We start from the raw sequence: 17,418 nt of genomic DNA, 5'->3' as shown, positions 1-17,418 counted from the left end.
GAAAGCGCAAGGCGCCGCACAGCTCCGACAGACATAAGCCGGTCTGACTTATGACCGAGGAGCTGGCGCCTGGAGCTAGACAGTCAAAATGAATCGTACCCTTCCAAGCTACTTAATTTTCGACTTCACCTTCTAATTGCGGTGGATAACTAGCTTCTTTATAATTAAAAATAAATACTTTTGCATACTTATTGTCGCCAATGTCATCAAAGCTTACTGTTGTCAACACACCTTGATAATCTTTTATTCCACGAACAGCATCTCTTACTTGCTCGCGTGTCGGCAATTTATTATTATTTGCTGTAATTGCATTCTCGATACCTTTTAATACCACTCCCATAGTGTCATAGCCGTATACTGAGTATGCTTCTGCATCACGATTGTTAATTTCTTTGTACCTTTCCATAAACTCTTTTCCAGCTTCTGATTCAGCAGGATCTCCTGCTAGAGTAGTAATGTACGTATTTTTAATTGCATCTCCAGCAATTTCAACGAGTGTAGAAGAATCTAATCCGTCTCCACCCATAATCGGGATATCAATACCTTTTTCTCTCGCTTGTTTTATTAATAGCCCGCCTTCTGCGTAGATTCCCCCGAAGTATACTAGATCTGGTTTCTTAGAAAGGATTTGGTTTAGAACTCCATTAAAATCTTTCTCTCCAAGCGTAATCCCTTCAAACCCAAGAATTTCAGCTCCTGCATCTTCAGCACCTTTTTCGAAGGCTTTCGCAAGCCCCGTACCGTATGCTGTTTTATCTTGAACGATAAAGATTTTCTTTACTTTTAAAGTGTTAACTGCATAATCAGCCCCTGCTGGACCTTGAGAATCATCTCGAGCAACAATACGATTCACTGTTTTTAATCCTCTATCTGTAACTTCAGTTGCTGAGTTGGCTGGTGAAACCATTGGAATACTGTATTTTTCATATACTTCTGAAGATGGGATAGCAACACCTGAGTTGAAGTGACCGACAACTGCGAATATAGATTTATCTGCACCTATTAATTGAGCATTGGCCACCCCTTTTTTGGGATCGGCTTGGTCATCGAAAGGGACGAGTTGCAACTCAAATCCTAATTCTTTAAACTTTTCCTTTTGGTCGTCTAATGCAAGCTGTGCACCTAGCTTAATTACTTCTCCAATTGCGGCACTACCTCCTGATAGTGGTGTCTGAGTAGCGATTTTAATAATCGGTAAATCTTTTCCCCCAGTCGTTTTGGGCTTTGAACCACAGCCCACTAACATACCTACCACCAAAACTCCCGCTAACAATAAAGCTAAAGATTTTTTGACCTTCATGTTGACCCCCCATTCTTCTTAATTGAAGTACAAGCCTTTGTATATGTATATTGATTAGAAACAAGAATTAGGACAGATTATTCATTTTCATTTTCAGGAATTTAGTTCCAGTTAAGCACAATAATGAGAAATCCACAAATGAATGTTTGTTTTGTGCCATATTCAATAAAAAAACCTCTCCCCAGTTCAACCAGTGAACCGAGAGAAGTCTATGATTTAAGCTACCTACGGCAAATGTTAACTAAAGTTGGATGCAAGTCCAAGATATCCCGTTATTTTTACGGACGCGTAATGAATCTGTAATCAAATTGCTGTTGTACTTGCATATTCAGTTCTCTACTATTAAACGTATAGGCATTGACCAGTCAATGATTAATAGAAAAGGTGGCTGAAATACATAATGAGAAAAATTGCATGTTCACTACTTTTAGCAGGCACTTTAGTATTCGGAATAGCAAATAGCGATGTAGAAGCGAGCACGCATACAGTTAAAAATGGGGAGTCACTATGGAACATTTCAAAATCAAGCAAGGTATCCATAACCAATCTAAAAAAATGGAATAACTTAACGTCAGATTCACTCTATCCAAATCAAATCTTACAAACATCAGCTAAGAAAACCAATTCAGCGTCTAACGGCATTTCAGCAAAAAAGGGAACCTTTAAGACAAAATCCAATGTCAATGTGCGTTCCGCTGCTGGTACAACAAATAAGGTTGTTGCTAAGGTAAAAAAAGGGACGACGTTAACTGTTTCACAGCAAAAAAAGTTGGGGAACGATGTTTGGTTTCACGTAAAAGTTAACAAAACATCCGGATGGATACTTAGTTCTCTTTTAACAAGTGCAAACAAATCAACTTCCAAATCATCCACTGCTTCTCAAAACGTTGTTGATCAGGCAATGAAGCTAAGGTTTATACCCTACCTATTTGGCGGGACGACAAAAAACGGCTTTGACTGTAGTGGTTTCGTACAATATGCTTTCAAACAATCAGGGAAAAAAATCTCACGCACCACGCTTAGCCAATTTGCGCAATCGAAGAAAGTAACCTCGCCCAAACCAGGTGATTTGGTCTTTTTCAAAAATACATATCGTAAAGGCATTTCACACGTCGGCATTTATATTGGCAATAATAAGTTCGTGCATGCTGGGGGCAAGCAGTCGCAAGTAACAAGCTTAAGTAACAGCTACTGGAAATCAAAATTTGATAGTTTTAAACGGCTGTAAAAAGAAACCCTGACTCGTAAAACCAATGGAATCCGTTATGAATGCGATTATTCTAACAGCCGTATTATCTGCAGGTAACTCTGGCATGTATACGTCCACTCGCGTTCTTTGGGACTTGGCGCACGAAATAAAAGAGCTTCCAAATCGTACAAAATGGTTCCTGCTTGGTCCATTATTGGTGCTATTTCTATGTATTTTCATTATTTTAGATCAAAACTTTCAAGCTTTCATGGGTAGCGGAATTGATTGGAATAGCGTAGTCATTCCCTACGTCGGTTTACTATTGTTCTTAATCGTTTGGCTAGTCTATAAAGTAGAACACAAATCAAAATTGATTCCATTGAAAGACTGTGATTTTGAAAACAAATACCCATAAGTAAAACAGCTGAAAGAAAAGGAAATCCTTTTCTTTCAGCTGTTTTTTCCTTTTTGTAAAGAACCCCAACTTTCAGCTTGCCATTGTCTCAATGTCTCAATGTCTCAATGTCTCCTGTTATTTTGCGTTTCATTTCTGGAATTTGAGATTGATTTCAACGATTTCAGCACGGCTACCGATTCTAAGAGGGGGGCCCCATGTACCAAAACCAGAAGTTACGATTGAGTGAAGCTGACCTTTCATTATGTGGCCATAATGATTTTCAAAAATCCATCGAGTAATTAGATTAGCTGGAAATAGTTGACCTCTATGCGTATGTCCCGATAACAGTAAATCGATGCCACTGTCACTTGCCTCGTCAAATTCAACGGGCTGGTGGTCCATCATAATCATTGGTTTGTTTTGGTCTAAGTCGGCAACTAATGCAGTTGTTGTAATCCTACTCTTTGCCGCCAGATCTTTTCGACCAATGATGTAAAAGTCATCGGAAACGAGTGCTGTTTCGTCTGCTAGTACATGGATGCCGATTTTATCCATTTCGATAACTAATTGATCAACATCATTGCCATAATAATCATGATTCCCAGGTACTGCGTAAACGCCAAGTGGTGCATGAAGTTTCCCTAATATTTTCCCCATCTCTTTATCCAGGTATGGAGCAATGTAGTCATCGATAATATCACCAGGAATTAAGATTAGATCGGGGCGTAATACCTCAATTTCGGCAACTAAACGTTCCAAATGCTTTTCACCGACAATGCTTCCGAGATGAAGATCGGATACAACGACAAGTTTTAACTCTTTTTCTGTAGCTGGTTTATCAATAGCTACCTCATACGTTGTGACAACGGGACTCCAAGCATTGTACGAACCGTAGATAAGCACAACAACAAAGAATAATATCGTCCCTAATCCGATTTGAAAAATCCATTTCTTTTTCAATAAGCAGATCGCGAGATTGATCAAAGGTAATAATAGTAAACTATAGCCAAAAATCACGAGCCAAAATCCGCCGATGAATTGGATAGGTATCCATGACCAAAACCGTCCGATGAAAAAGGACAAACTAAGTAAGATCATGAGCATTATATAGGTTTTCTTGAAGGCAGCAAATTGCGTTGTTTTCAGCCATACCCAGCCATTGTATCCGATATAAAAACATAACAGTAAATAGATCACTAAGACGAGCAAAATTAATAAAATAGTTGTAAATGACATCTGTTGTTTCCCTCACTTTATCACATCAATTACCGAACAAAGTTAGAGAGTAATGGTAACCGTAAAAATTGTTCCCTTCCCCTTCTCGCTTTGTATAGTTTTTTTAGCCATGAAGATCAATGATTATTTTTGCGATAGATAAACCTAGTCCGCCACGGTATTCACCTAAAAAAAGTACCTAAGTAACATCCAAAGATGCAACCAGGGTACTTTACTTTTAACTATTCTTTCGTATTATTGTTCGCCGCTCAATTTAACAAGAATCTTCGCTTGCGTTTTGTCATTCGTTAACGCATCAAAACCTTTTTCAACAAGCTCTTCAAGCTCAATACGGCTCGTAATAATTTCTTTAGGGTTAATTTCGCCAGAATCCATCATATCAATTGTTTTCTGGAATACTGCAGGCTCATAAGCTAGTGTTGATGTAATTTTAATACCGGAAGCCGTTAAATCCATTGGTGAGAAGGAAACTGGTTTCGGGAATATAGATACAATAACAACCGTCCCCCTCGTTTTTGTGATTTTAATTGCCTGGTTCAACGTAATTTCTACGCCAGCTACCTCGAACGAGACATCAAAGCCTTCAGGTTCAATCTCTTTTCCAACTTCCAAAGGATTCACTTTACCTGAGTTGAACACATGTGTAGCTCCTACTGCCAACGCCTTTTCCAAGCGCTCTTCAGACAAGTCAAATACAACAATTTTGTTAGCACCCTGTGCTTTTGCAGCAATGATTGTCAATAATCCAATCGGGCCAGCACCAAATACAGCAACCGTTTGACCAGCTTGCAATCCGCCTTCTTTCACGGCCTGTACAGTAACTGCCATCGGTTCTACAAGTGCGCCTTCTTCAAGAGATAAACCTTTCGGAAGTGCATAAACGTTTTTCTCAGATACGACTGCAAAGTCTGCAAATCCACCGTCAGAACCTAGTCCAACAAACGTGAAGCCATCATATATATCATACTCAGACGATTTATTGCCATATGTAATCAACGGATTGATAACGACACGATCTCCTGCTTTAAAGCGTGTCACATCAGAACCAACTTCCTCAACAATACCTGAAAACTCATGCCCTAACGTTAGTGGCGCTTCCTGGTTTGTCAATGGATCCGGACCATTTCCTGGAATTAATACTGGGCCTTCATGGTATTCATGCAAGTCACTGCCGCAAATACCAGTCCATGCCACTCGTACTTTTACATCATTTGCAAGAACTTCTTTCACTTCACGCTCTTCAACACGAATATCATTGGCTTTATACCATACTGCTGCTCTCATTGATAATTCATCTCCTTAAGTTGTTTGCATAGTTATCATACACCTAATTAAACAATTCATTAAACGATAGACTTATAATACGCGGATTGTATTATAAGAATTGTGTGCGCAACTGTTTCCAAACCCCTCTTCTAATCCCTTCCATCACCTATTTATGTTATCATTAACGTTGTTCAAAAAAAGAGGTTCGAAAACTCCCTCTCTAAAAAACTAAGGAGATGTTTTATAGTGAAAAATGAAAAAGCGGTTGTCGTCTTTAGCGGCGGCCAAGATAGTACGACATGCCTGTTTTGGGCATTGAAAAATTTCCGTGAAGTTGCTACGGTGACGTTTGACTATGGTCAGCGCCATTCGGAGGAAATCGAGTGTGCTAGAAAAATTGCAGATGAGCTTGGGGTATCGTTTAAAGTACTGGATATGAATTTGATCAACCAACTGTCAGCAAATGCCTTGACGCGAGATGATATCGAAGTGAATGAAGTAGAAGGTGAATTGCCGTCGACTTTCGTTCCAGGCAGGAATCATTTATTCCTGTCATTTGCCGCGGTCTATGCAGATGCGATTGGTGCTCGGCACTTAATTACGGGTGTCAGTGAAACGGATTTTAGCGGTTATCCTGATTGCCGTGACAATTTTATAAAATCGTTGAATGTGACACTGAATTTAGCTATGGACGGGCGGTTTGTCATCCATACGCCTTTGATGTGGCTCGATAAGTCCGAAGTTTGGGCTTTGTCTGACGAACTTGGTGCGTTCGACTTTGTGCAGAACAAGACACTTACTTGCTACAACGGAGTTCCGAGTACAGGCTGCGGGAAATGTCCTGCCTGTGTGTTACGGAATGACGGTCTCGCTACCTATTTATCTAAAAAGTCTGTAGGTGTCTCTGAATGATGCAGCAATTTTATCCGCAAGTTCAGCATTCATATCGTTTTGAATTAAACAAAGACATGCATTTTTCTGCGGCACATTTCATTCCAAGCGAAGATGCTGGAAAATGCCAAGTAATGCACGGTCATACGTATTACTTAAACATAACAATTGGAGGAAATGAACTGGATTCAATCGGTTTCCTGATTGATTTCAAGGAACTCAAAAACCTCATTCATGATAAATACGATCATTCTGTGTTGAATGATCATCCTGAATTTAAGAACAATTTCCCGACGACCGAGAAATTGGCAGAACAGGTTTGCAAATCAATCCAGGAAGTTCTTCTAACTAGAAACAACAAGCCTGTCTGCCTTCAAGTCATAGTCCGAGAAACGCCGACTAGCTATGTCATCTATCGTCCTGAACAGGAGGTAGTCCTATGAAGATTCCTGTTATGGAAGTATTCGGTCCGACTATTCAAGGCGAAGGAATGGTCATGGGGTTAAAGACGATGTTTGTTCGAACAGCTGGATGTGATTATTCTTGTTCTTGGTGCGATTCCAGTTTTACTTGGGACGGTTCGGGAAAAAGCACTTCGAAACAGCCGGCAGAAATCATAGATGAACTTAAAGCAATAGGCGGACAGTCATTTTCACATGTCACAATTTCAGGTGGGAACCCTGCCCTTCATAAAGGAATTGGGGAACTTGTCGATTTGTGCCACGAACAAGGTTGGAAGGTCGCAGTTGAAACGCAAGCTTCTTTTTGGCAGGATTGGTTATTGAAAATTGATGACATCACGCTTTCCCCAAAACCACCAAGTTCAGGGATGGTGACGGATTTCAGTAAACTGGATACGTTCATGGAGAAACTGATTGAAACGACTGCTACTTTGAAAGTCGTCATTTTCGATGAAAAGGATTTCAAGTTTGCGGAAGAGGTCCATCTGCGATATCCGGCGTTTCCTTTCTTTCTACAGACAGGAAATGACGATACGACGACAACTGACGATGCACTTCTCGTTTCGACATTGTTACAACGATATGAGTGGTTAATTGATTTAACAGTCCACTCCCCTATAATGAATGATGCCAAAGTGTTGCCACAATTGCATACTCTGCTATGGGGGAATAAACGCGGCGTCTGATAAGACTTATTCATTTCTCTGTGATCAGTATTGCATCTCTATTTTTGACATATAAAGATGATTTAATAAAGAACCAAGCGTCGGAATTGTTCTAATCCGACACTTGGTTCTTTTACTTGTGAAATTCACTATAAATCGATGAAGGCAGTTTTCTAAATTGATCGGTTTGTAAAGGCAATAAAAATAATAAAAGGTCCTCTTTTGTTCCCTTCCAATCTTCCATTCTCCCCATTGAAATCACTTCAACTATTACTTTTACAACAGATTGAGCCGACACGTTGTCATTTTCCACATCTAAATTTCCTCACTATTAGCCACAATATTAACGAAAAGATCCCAACATTAAAATGGTTACCAAATTTGCGATATGTTAAAATTCTATGATAAAATAAAATCATTCAAAGAAGAAACTATAAGAGCATGCTCTTATAATCAAATATTTGAAGTGAAAGTAGACCGTTAACACGTATAATCATTACCAATAAAGTTAATCTTCAATCAGAGGGGGGTTCTTCATCCCCCACTGATTGTTTAAAGAACTTAGGCTAAGTGCGCCACGTCCTGTGGCAAAGCCTAAGTAACCAACAGGGAGGAATGAACTGCAATTCTTCCTCGTTGGCCCTAACCATTCGGGCTTTTACGGGCATTTGATCCCCCACTTATTCTTCTTGTGTCCTTTAAGACTTGAAGTGGGGGTCTTACTGCCCGTTAATGCGGGATAAAACGTACTCGTTCTGAAAATTAGATAGTTTAAGGGGTCGTTTGAAGATGATAACGGAGAATAAAGAACAAACTATATTTGATCACGCTGGAAATAAAATAAAAACAGACAGAGAAATTGATATAATCACTAGATTCGAAGAGCCATTGATAGTAATTTTAGGTAATGTTTTAAGTAACGAAGAATGTGATGAACTAATCAAATTGTCAAAGGACAAAATGCAACGTTCAAAAATTGGGAAGACTCGTGAAATAGATGAACTGAGAACAAGTAGTAGTATGTTTTTTCAAGAAAGTGAAAGTGAAAACGAAACTGTTGCTAGAGTCGAAAAGAGAATTGCGACTATCATGAATATTCCTATTGAACACGGAGAGGGAATTCAAATCCTTAAGTATACTCCTGGTCAAGAGTATAAAGCTCATTATGATTTTTTTTCATCAACAAGTAAAGTAGCAAACAATAATAGAATTAGTACGCTCATTATGTACTTAAATGATGTAGAACAAGGCGGAGAAACTTTTTTCCCTAAACTGAATCTCTCAGTAACCCCACACAAGGGTATGGCAGTTTATTTCGAATATTTCTATAGTGATGATGATTTAAACAAGTTAACTTTACATGGTGGAGCACCAGTTATAGCCGGAGAAAAGTGGGTCGCAACGCAATGGATGAGAAAACAAAAATTAAGATAAAAAGCGCTCAATATGAGTGCTTTTTATTTTGTTAAATTCCATCAAAATTGTAAAAAAAGCAGGAATGATAATAGAAAAAAGAAAGGAGTAGATAAGGGACATTGTACTTAATTTACGAAAAACGGAAACTGTTGCATCTCAATAATTGCGGGTATACTTAGCATAAGGGAGTCTAAAAGAAACGGAGGTCAATGAGATGAAGAGGAAAATTAGTAAATCAGAGTACCGTATCCTTGAGAAGGAATTCCTCTTTTTGGAACAAACAGGACAATTGGAAACAAATCAGGCACGCAAACTTCTAGCAGAATATTTGCCTACTGAGCGACTAAGTTTTGTACGGGTATTGCTAGTCATCGGAGCGATTTTAATCGGCGTTGGCATTCTTAGCTTCATCGCAGGTAATTGGCAAGAAATACCGAAACTTGCGAAGTTCTTACTATTATTCCTTGGGACAGCCGGCTTTTATGCAGGTGGTCATAAGATGGAAGATATTTACCCGAAAACTTCACGAAGTCTCTATTATATTGGTGTATTTGTGTTTGGCGCCGGGATTTTTCTAATTGGTCAAATGTTTAATCTGGGTGAAGGTGTTTATACAGATTTCTTCATGTGGGGCCTCGGTATTTTACCACTCGCCTATCACTTGAAAGACAAACTCATTTTTGCGACTGCTAGCTTATTCTTCATCATTTACGGTTTCAAAGTGTTGAATGGAACGGTTGAATTACCTTATCTGCTTCTACTAATTATTCCGCTACTATTTTGGATGAATGAAAGACGGATGGGTCATTCCAAAGTTTTATTTATTTCCAATGTCATTTTGACTATACTATTTTCATTCAATTTATTCATTTATTTTGATCTGCATGAAGTACTAATTTTATGTACATTCTTTGCACTTGGATTGTTTCTTGCCTTCTATCCATTTGGCCGATACCAGTTGCCATCCGAATGGCTTGGTTCAGTAGTCTATGGAATGGCGGGGCTGTTTCTGACTTTCCCAAGTACATGGGGGGATTTTATACCGGCAAACAATACAGGAATAGCAGCGATTATTTTCACAATCATTTTTTCAATAATACTGTTGTACTTCTTGAAGATTGGCAGTTTGCCAGCGGTTCTTATTGTGTGCACATTGATCTTCCGCTTCTACGCCGATTTGTCATATAATTTTATGCCAAAATCGTTATTCTTTATCGTTGGAGGCTTGATTTTAATCGGTTTTGGTTTTTGGTTCGAGAAAACTCGGAGAGGAACGGTGATTGCACATGAACATGATGAAAAATAAGGGTATTGGTTTCATTGTTGCACTAACTGTCCCCCTTCTCCTATTAATCGGCCTGACAGTCAAACCATTATGGACATTGACATACGGAGATGATATAGCATTGCTGACAGTGCCAGTAGATCCAAGAGATTTACTGTACGGTGATTATGTCACACTCCGTTATGAAATTGAGGAAGTTCCGAAAAATGAAATTTCGACTGTGATTTTGGACAAACTCAACAAGTCGGTGAATTCCAATGGGTTAACTGTTTACGGAAAACTTGTTAAGCAAGACGATATCTATGTGTTGGATAGTTTATCTGATAAAAAGCCTAGAGGTAGCGTCTATTTAACCGGGAAACTGAGCAGTTATGATTACCAGAATGTTGATGGTGTTAACGTCCATTCCATCGATTTTGGCTTGGAACGCTACTTCGTACCGGAAAACACCGGCAAAGAACTTGAAGATTTATCAGCGAAAGGCCGATTGATGGCGCACTTGAAAGTGAAAAATGGCTATGGGATTTTGCAGGAGATTTCTGCGGTTAAATAATGCATACACGCCTTCTATAAATTCACAATAACAGCACTAAGCACGGAATCAATTCAGATTCCGTACTTAGTGCTTTTTAGCTATTCATTCAAAACCATGTCCTCGTTACCCAATGCATCATTGTATCTACACCGCTTGTTCGGTTAGCCCACAAAGTAAATCGGCATTCCACTATATGTTACAAGTACTAGTGTCTCCATTTTCATTGATAATAGCAAAATCATGTTTTAGATTTCTGTACAAAAGTTATTCAGTGAAAGGATGCTACTCATAAATGGAAAAGGATTCATCTGTTACCCAAGTTCGGATATTCCCCAAATTTAATACAGATCTACTTGGTAAATGCACAAGGTGAAAGTAGACGCGGAATGATCGCGTTACGAATGTACATACAGATTGAACCACATCTGTTGATTAACTACATTCTTACATAAAGGACTTGTAAGAAATGCATAAAAGTCTACATTTTCACTTGAACATTTCTTGCTCGCTTTGGACGAAACGATCACAACACCTTTACCGCGTGTCTATATTGTTCAAGTAAAAAATGCAACTATTTTTCAAGAAAGGTTGCAAGTGTAACTGCCTTACATTCGAAAAAGTAATGCTATAAAGAAGGAGTAAGCAGTCATTTACTGGTTAACTTTGGCCAATCAACACATGTAATATTGAACTGAGGGATTGCAATATTTACTGAGTGATGACGCCGCAGAAGCTTATCTAATTAGGCATAATGCATCCCCTAGTGCCATATCAATCCAATGGATTTCTTTATTTCAACATTACTATTTAGAATTTTTTGCGTTCAAATCTAACCAACTAAAAAAATTCACCTTATTGACACATAAGATAGTTTAATGTTAAATTAATATGGCTGTAAGTATTATCGTGGAAAAAGGTAATGAACATTTCGATATACGGAACGATCAAAGTACAAGAAAAAAGGATGGTTTAACTTAATGAATAACAAGAAAAAAATTCACTTTGGCTGGTGGTTACTCATCGGTGTGTCACTTATGGCGGCATTTACACGAGGTGGAATTAATAGCTCAGGTGCATTATTTTTAACACCCGTTTCTCAGGACTTAGGAATTGGTATGGGTAGTTTGACATTATACTTTAGTGTTTCTTCAATTGCTACAATGCTATTTTTACCGATTGCCGGTAAGATGATGGCGAAATATGACATCAGATTACTACTTATTGTCGGTGTAATTTTACAAGCTGGTTCTTTTGCTATGTTTGGCTTAATGGATTCAGTGTGGGGATGGTATTTATTCGCTATTCCAATGGCAATTGGTTCGGTTTTCGTTGCAACAATGGCTGGGCCAGTATTGATCAATAACTGGTTTAAAAAACATAATGGATTAGCAATGGGGGCCATGATGGCATTTGTTGGAATAGGTGGCGCTATCATCTCACCTATCGTTGGAAACCTTATTGCTAACAACGGTTGGAGATCCGCTTACATTACATTAGGACTTGTCGTAATGGCAATCGTTATTCCCATTATTATTTTAACAATCAGAATGGCACCTCAACAAAAAGGTCTGCTACCAATTGGCATGGACGAAGTTAAAAAAGGTGCAAGTGAAACTATAGTTGAGCCTAATAAAGGTGTAATTGCTGCTGTAGCAAGAAAATCTACTGCATTTTATGCATTAGTTATCTTTTTCTTCTTCATAACAGCAATTGCTAGCTTTGGTCAACATATTCCCACATTCGCAATGGGTCTTGGTTACTCCGTTCAATTCGCCGGTAATGCATTAGGTATTTGGATGATTGGTATGCTAGTTGGATCTATCGTTTTTGGTTTCTTAAGCGACAAGATTGGCGCACGAAATACAGCCATCTTCTCAATGATTACGGGATTGGTTTCAATCGGAATGTTGCTTACGATTGCAGATAACTCAACAATTTTTATGATTGCAATCGGGATTTTCGGTGTTGTATCTGCATCGGTTGGAACACTCGGACCTATTCTTACAACTTCCCTTTTCGGCAATAAAGAATTCAGTCAAATTTATTCTACTGCTGCATTAGGACTAGCTGTTGCGGGTATCGTAGCTTTACCTGGATATGGGTTTGTATTTGAATTAACTGGTACTTACACATTAGTACTTTATACAATCGTTGCAATGCTTGTTTTCAATATAGTCTTTATCATCTTAGCGTTTAGAGGTAAAAAGAAACTTGAAAAAGCAGGGTTATGGAATTAATCTCATCTTACCTACTTGAATGAAAAATGCGTTAGAGCCTTCCGGGATACTTTCCAGAAGGCTCTTGTTTTTATTCAAAATTAAAAGTATTTACCGTCACCAAGGGCGATACTACAGCTCGGCTTAGTAACTATTTCTTCGGATTACAAGCGAATGCCCCTGTAACGTTTGATTATCATAGACTGCAAGCGACTTTTCATTATCCATTACTGTCCAATTACTTTCATGAGTCATCATATCTTTTGTTAGATCATCTGACCATCGACATATGTTTGTGTTTCCATCATTCCTTTTTTATACTTGAGAGACTATGTATCGGAGGTTGTTATATTGAAGACTAACAGTAAGTCCATATTAATCAAAAAAGATTTAGAAACAGTTTGGAATGCCATTGCCAATGATGAAGTTTTTTCAATTTGGTATGCTCCAGGTTCCAAGTGGAACATACCCATTTTTAAGGCTGGAGAGCAAGCCACTTTCACATTGAGGCCAAGTTCATACAATGATCTTAAAAAAGAAGAGAGCATGACAATGAAATTTACGATTAAAGAAGTCGTGCAAAATCAAAAATTTTCGTATTACTGGGATTCAAATCAAATACTTTTTTCGATTGAATTAAGCTCTGAACCTGACGGAACAAGAGTAGAATTTAACCAAGAAGGATTCGCCTATTCATTGGCAAATCTAAACGCATATTTGGAAAATCAAGAACTTCCCTATTCTTAATTTAAATCACACCTGTTGATTAACCAAAAGTAACCAGTTAATAACATGATTGGCAGCTTATTTAATTACGATGTGGGCGTAGACATCTCCAAAGTTCCAAAACGTTTATATGATTGAAAAGAATTCTTTATTTCAACTCTATAGACGTTTTTTCATGCTTAACCGGAAATGTTTGTACTTCATTATCGGGCTTGATTACTATTTTATTATTATCCGTTAATGTTATCTCAAGAGGATAGATGGCAGCTTTTTTATCAGAAAATAACCACTTCCTTCCTGGTTGAGTTAATAAAATGAATACCCCATTCTTTCTATCACCCAAAAAATTAAGCATGTTTGTACTTATTGCATTATTGTCACGTTCAGTCACACCAATAACGGAAAGTTTTTCGCCCACACTTATAGCATCATCTACAGTCATACTGATTTCACTAATATTTAAAATACTTTTAATCGAAAATGCTTCCTTACTATCTTTGGATACTGACTGTCTCGAAATAAACTCTACTATATTACCGGCTGGGTCATAGAAGTACAACGCATGAGCTGGTAAATGAACAAATTCAACTTCATCTTTCCCCTCTTCAACTAATAGACTTACTCTTTCTTTCGTCCATAATTTTGCTTCAAAAAATTTGTTAGCTGGTATGTTAAATGCAAAGTGGTAATAGGGATTGCCTTCTACTACTTTTGTGGAAAACTCTAATTCGCTTGTACCAATGGCGATTCGGAAGCTATTCTTGTCTTCATTCAGTAAAGAAAAACCTAGTATATTAATATAGAAATTTTTCATTTGTACTAAATCTTTTGTAAACAAAACAACCGTTTTGATTTCCATTGCTATACAATCCCTTTTTATAGTTTTTTGTGTTCTCTATTCCGCAACCAACTTGTTGAATGAACTGCATAACCAGCATGGAATTGCGGATTACCTTAAATGGGTCTTGCATCCAACTGATACGCCCTCACTATTTTTGATAATCAAGCAAAATCCCAGCAAATGTCTTAGTAATCATTTCCATTGCTGGCTCATGAAAATCAAATTTTTCATGGTGATGTGGGAACACCTTTTTAGTATCCTCCATTTTTGCACCGACAAAAAAATAGGCACCTGGAACTTGTTGCAGGTAATAGGAAAAGTCCTCGACTGGCATAATCGGTTGTGTTTCAATTACAGCATCACTACCAAATGTATCCGAAGCTGCTTTTCGAACGATGTCCACCTGCTCGGCATGATTCCAAAGTGCATCGTACCCTCTTTCAATTTGCACATCCACCTCACAACCAAGTCCGCGACCCACAGAACGTGCAAGATCCGTCAGACGTTCGCCGGCCAACGTACGCAACTCTTCATCAAAAACACGAATCGTCCCTTCCATCACTGCTTTTTCTGGAATGACATTATCTGCATCCCCAGCATGAAACTTCCCAATTGAAATAACAAGCTCTTTCATTGGATCTGTATTCCGGCTCACAATGGATTGAAGTGCAACCATGATGTGACTGGCTGCTAAAATTGGATCTGCTCCTTTTTGTGGTTCTGCCCCATGTGCTCCAGAACCATTTACAATAATCTTGACGGTATCTTCACCAGCTTGTAAATAACCGTCACGTACATAAACATGACCTGAATCCATAGTAGACTGAAGATGGGCACCGTAAATCGCATCCACTCCATCTAAACAACCATCCGCAATCATGGCTCTCGCCCCACCTGGCGGCAATTCCTCCCCGAACTGGTGAATGAGGATAATGGTTCCTTGCAATTGATCTTTCACTGCATTTACCGCTTTTGCAAAGCCTAATAATGCTGCAGTATGACCATCGTGTCCACAGGCATGCATAACGCCCGGTACGGTTGACTGGTACGGGATATCCTTTGCATCCTGGATTGGCAATGCATCGAAATCAGCTCGGAAAGCAATCGTTTTCCCCGACTTTCCTCCGCGTATTATTCCTACCACACCTCTCCCCCCAACTCCCCGGCGCACTTCGATTCCTAAGTCATCCAAGTAGTTCGCGATGAAGGCTGGTGTTTCAATTTCCTGATGTGATAATTCTGGGTGCATATGTAAATGACGACGCACCTGAATCATTTCTTCAATAGATTCCTCTATACTATTGATTAGTATTTCTTTTAACATCATCTAATCCCCTTTCCTTCAATTCATTTCTGAATAATAAACGAGTCACTTGACCTGTATCTAATCATAGATAAGCGAAAAAAGGAACTTCTCAGTACTTATATCTCCTATTTGTATAATTATACTTGTAAATGCATTTGAATGCATGTTATAATTTTCGACATCGCCAATACAAGTATCTAGTACATTCACCAATGAGTTAAAAATATATTGCTAATCTTCCGATAATAACGTATATTTTATTTACAAACAAATAATTATTCATTATTGAATACTGTTACCTCTAGGAAAGGTGGTCGTATGACAGGATTTTTCTTACATCCAAATTCAAAAGAAGAAATTATTGATTCGTATGATGAAGATATCATTGTTACTAATCACGCAGGTATTATCGTAAAAGCTTCACAAATTAGTGGACGCTATTACGGGATACGTGCTGAGGATCTCCTCGGAAAATCCGTATATGATTTAGAAAAAAGGGGTATTTTCTCTCCAGCTATTACTCCACTCGTCCTTCTACAAAAAAAGAAGGTAGTTGTCATACAAGCTACCCCTTCTGGACGAAAAGCACTTATTACAGGCGTGCCATTCTTTAATGAGTCAGGCGAAGTTGAATTTGTCCTTAGTTATTCCTATGAAGTAGCCGAACTTCTCGTCATTCAGGAATATATGAAAGAACTTGAAAATGAAATGTCCCTGGCAAAAGAGGAACTCTCGCTACTCCGAAAAGAGAATCTTACAATCGATGGATTGACGATGGAAAACAGGACGACACGAATTGCTTATGAAACCGCTAGGAATGCGGCCGCACTCGATGTTTCTGTCATCTTTTATGGAGAACAAGGAACTGGGAAAACAACAATGGCAAAGTTCATTCATAACGAAAGTAAGCGAAAAAATGGACCTTTCATTGAAATTGACTGCGAAACAATGCCGGAAGCGATGTTTGAACGTGAACTGTTCGGTGGAGAGTTCGAGCAAAGGGTAACGGGTCTGTTGACGTTAGCCCATGAAGGAACCCTCTATTTAAAGGGAATCGATAAACTTTCGGTTCATCTTCAAGGAAAAGTTGCCAATGTACTGAAAGAACGTAGATTTACCCCTATAAATGCAACTACATTTTCTCCACTTGATGTGAGGCTAATTAGCTCAGCTGAAAATGCATTGACAGAATCAATTGCTGTTAAAAAGTTCCATCAAGATTTGTATTACATGCTCCATATTGTTCCAATTCATTTAAAACCGCTTCGTGAACGTAAAGAAGATTTGAGTGCTTTGATTTCCATCTATTTAAGTCAGTTTTCAATTGCACACACTACTACAAAGAAGCTCTCAGATGATGTCTTTAACCAGTTACTACTTCTTGATTGGCATGGAAACCATAGCGAACTCAAAAATGTTATCGAACGGTTGGTTGTCCAAAGTACTTCCCCTATTATCACGGCAAAAGACTTGCCTCCAGAATACCGTAAAAAAACAGACGATGACTTGTCTATTATTCATCTTGAAGGACGAACACTACCAAGTATTTTAGATGATGTTGAAATGAAAGTGTTAAGGGATGCGCAGGAGCGCTATCGTACAACGACTGAAATCGCTAAGTTCCTTGGAATAAGCCAACCTTCTGTCGTTCGCAAACTGAAAAAATATACCGATATTGAGTAGGAGGA

The 17,418-nt window shown here is 38.5% G+C and carries 16 protein-coding genes, 1 pseudogene and 1 riboswitch; of the genes and pseudogenes, 11 read left to right on the top strand and 6 right to left on the bottom strand.

Going from position 1 to position 17,418, the window contains the following annotated elements:
* Positions 1-112: 112 nt before the first annotated feature.
* Complete coding sequence (locus ACP8HG_RS04485) at positions 113-1,300, bottom strand: branched-chain amino acid ABC transporter substrate-binding protein (RefSeq protein WP_338652567.1); 1,188 nt, start codon at positions 1,298-1,300, stop codon at positions 113-115.
* Positions 1,301-1,700: 400 nt separating this feature from the next.
* Here ACP8HG_RS04485 and ACP8HG_RS04480 point away from each other — a divergent pair, with 400 nt between their 5' ends.
* Positions 1,701-2,528, top strand: coding sequence for a C40 family peptidase (locus ACP8HG_RS04480; RefSeq protein WP_338652568.1), 828 nt, complete (start codon positions 1,701-1,703; stop codon positions 2,526-2,528).
* 31 nt (positions 2,529-2,559) lie between these two features.
* Positions 2,560-2,904: pseudogene (locus tag ACP8HG_RS04475) on the top strand (hypothetical protein); the annotation flags it as partial.
* A 129-nt stretch (positions 2,905-3,033) separates the two neighbouring features.
* Here the strand turns inward: ACP8HG_RS04475 and ACP8HG_RS04470 are convergent.
* Both ACP8HG_RS04470 and ACP8HG_RS04465 read right to left on the bottom strand, forming a co-directional pair.
* Positions 3,034-4,122 (bottom strand): metallophosphoesterase, encoded by a 1,089-nt coding sequence (locus ACP8HG_RS04470; protein WP_438298252.1) that lies wholly within the window; start codon positions 4,120-4,122, stop codon positions 3,034-3,036.
* A 234-nt stretch (positions 4,123-4,356) separates the two neighbouring features.
* The gene (locus ACP8HG_RS04465; RefSeq protein WP_067208552.1) at positions 4,357-5,406 is read right to left on the bottom strand and encodes a 2,3-butanediol dehydrogenase; all 1,050 of its coding nucleotides are present in this window, start codon (positions 5,404-5,406) and stop codon (positions 4,357-4,359) included.
* A 176-nt stretch (positions 5,407-5,582) separates the two neighbouring features.
* Positions 5,583-5,626: riboswitch (PreQ1 riboswitch) on the top strand.
* A gap of 5 nt (positions 5,627-5,631) precedes the next feature.
* Here ACP8HG_RS04465 and queC point away from each other — a divergent pair.
* The 3 genes from queC to queE are packed head-to-tail and all read left to right on the top strand — an operon-like array spanning position 5,632 to position 7,426.
* Complete coding sequence (gene queC, locus ACP8HG_RS04460; protein WP_340742598.1) at positions 5,632-6,300, top strand: 7-cyano-7-deazaguanine synthase QueC; 669 nt, start codon at positions 5,632-5,634, stop codon at positions 6,298-6,300.
* Complete coding sequence (gene queD, locus ACP8HG_RS04455; RefSeq protein ID WP_067208550.1) at positions 6,297-6,722, top strand: 6-carboxytetrahydropterin synthase QueD; 426 nt, start codon at positions 6,297-6,299, stop codon at positions 6,720-6,722. Before queC ends, queD begins: the two co-directional genes overlap by 4 nt.
* On the top strand, positions 6,719-7,426 hold the full coding sequence (queE, locus tag ACP8HG_RS04450) for a 7-carboxy-7-deazaguanine synthase QueE (RefSeq protein ID WP_067208547.1): 708 nt from the start codon (positions 6,719-6,721) through the stop codon (positions 7,424-7,426). The genes queD and queE overlap by 4 nt, the downstream gene beginning before the upstream one ends.
* A 112-nt stretch (positions 7,427-7,538) precedes the next feature.
* Here queE and ACP8HG_RS04445 read toward each other — a convergent pair whose 3' ends face one another.
* Positions 7,539-7,718, bottom strand: coding sequence for a hypothetical protein (locus tag ACP8HG_RS04445; protein ID WP_340741983.1), 180 nt, complete (start codon positions 7,716-7,718; stop codon positions 7,539-7,541).
* A 476-nt stretch (positions 7,719-8,194) separates the two neighbouring features.
* Here ACP8HG_RS04445 and ACP8HG_RS04440 point away from each other — a divergent pair, with 476 nt between their 5' ends.
* The 5 genes from ACP8HG_RS04440 to ACP8HG_RS04420 all read left to right on the top strand — a co-directional run bounded on the left by ACP8HG_RS04440 (position 8,195) and on the right by ACP8HG_RS04420 (position 13,604).
* Positions 8,195-8,839 (top strand): 2OG-Fe(II) oxygenase, encoded by a 645-nt coding sequence (locus tag ACP8HG_RS04440; RefSeq protein WP_067208541.1) that lies wholly within the window; start codon positions 8,195-8,197, stop codon positions 8,837-8,839.
* 196 nt (positions 8,840-9,035) lie between these two features.
* Complete coding sequence (locus ACP8HG_RS04435) at positions 9,036-10,127, top strand: DUF2157 domain-containing protein (RefSeq protein ID WP_438298251.1); 1,092 nt, start codon at positions 9,036-9,038, stop codon at positions 10,125-10,127.
* A complete protein-coding gene (locus tag ACP8HG_RS04430) occupies positions 10,114-10,659 on the top strand; it encodes a GDYXXLXY domain-containing protein (RefSeq protein ID WP_338652576.1) in 546 nt (181 codons plus the stop codon). Before ACP8HG_RS04435 ends, ACP8HG_RS04430 begins: the two co-directional genes overlap by 14 nt.
* Positions 10,660-11,618: 959 nt before the next feature.
* Positions 11,619-12,878: an MFS transporter gene (locus ACP8HG_RS04425; RefSeq protein WP_187047553.1), complete on the top strand. Its 1,260-nt coding sequence runs from the start codon at positions 11,619-11,621 to the stop codon at positions 12,876-12,878.
* 330 nt (positions 12,879-13,208) lie between these two features.
* On the top strand, positions 13,209-13,604 hold the full coding sequence (locus ACP8HG_RS04420) for an SRPBCC family protein (RefSeq protein WP_340741981.1): 396 nt from the start codon (positions 13,209-13,211) through the stop codon (positions 13,602-13,604).
* 127 nt (positions 13,605-13,731) lie between these two features.
* On the opposite strand, the gene ACP8HG_RS04415 is transcribed toward ACP8HG_RS04420, so the two are convergent.
* Positions 13,732-14,442 (bottom strand): VOC family protein, encoded by a 711-nt coding sequence (locus ACP8HG_RS04415; protein WP_438298250.1) that lies wholly within the window; start codon positions 14,440-14,442, stop codon positions 13,732-13,734.
* 130 nt (positions 14,443-14,572) lie between these two features.
* The gene (locus ACP8HG_RS04410; RefSeq protein WP_340741979.1) at positions 14,573-15,748 is read right to left on the bottom strand and encodes a M20 metallopeptidase family protein; all 1,176 of its coding nucleotides are present in this window, start codon (positions 15,746-15,748) and stop codon (positions 14,573-14,575) included.
* Between the two features lie 300 nt (positions 15,749-16,048).
* Here ACP8HG_RS04410 and ACP8HG_RS04405 point away from each other — a divergent pair, with 300 nt between their 5' ends.
* Positions 16,049-17,413 (top strand): sigma 54-interacting transcriptional regulator, encoded by a 1,365-nt coding sequence (locus tag ACP8HG_RS04405; RefSeq protein ID WP_067208524.1) that lies wholly within the window; start codon positions 16,049-16,051, stop codon positions 17,411-17,413.
* Positions 17,414-17,418 lie beyond the last annotated feature (5 nt).

It is taken from the genome of Sporosarcina sp. FA15 (assembly GCF_051550195.1).
Taxonomy (GTDB): Bacteria; Bacillota; Bacilli; order Bacillales_A; family Planococcaceae; genus Sporosarcina; species Sporosarcina psychrophila.
This window is presented reverse-complemented; position numbering and strand designations above follow the sequence as displayed.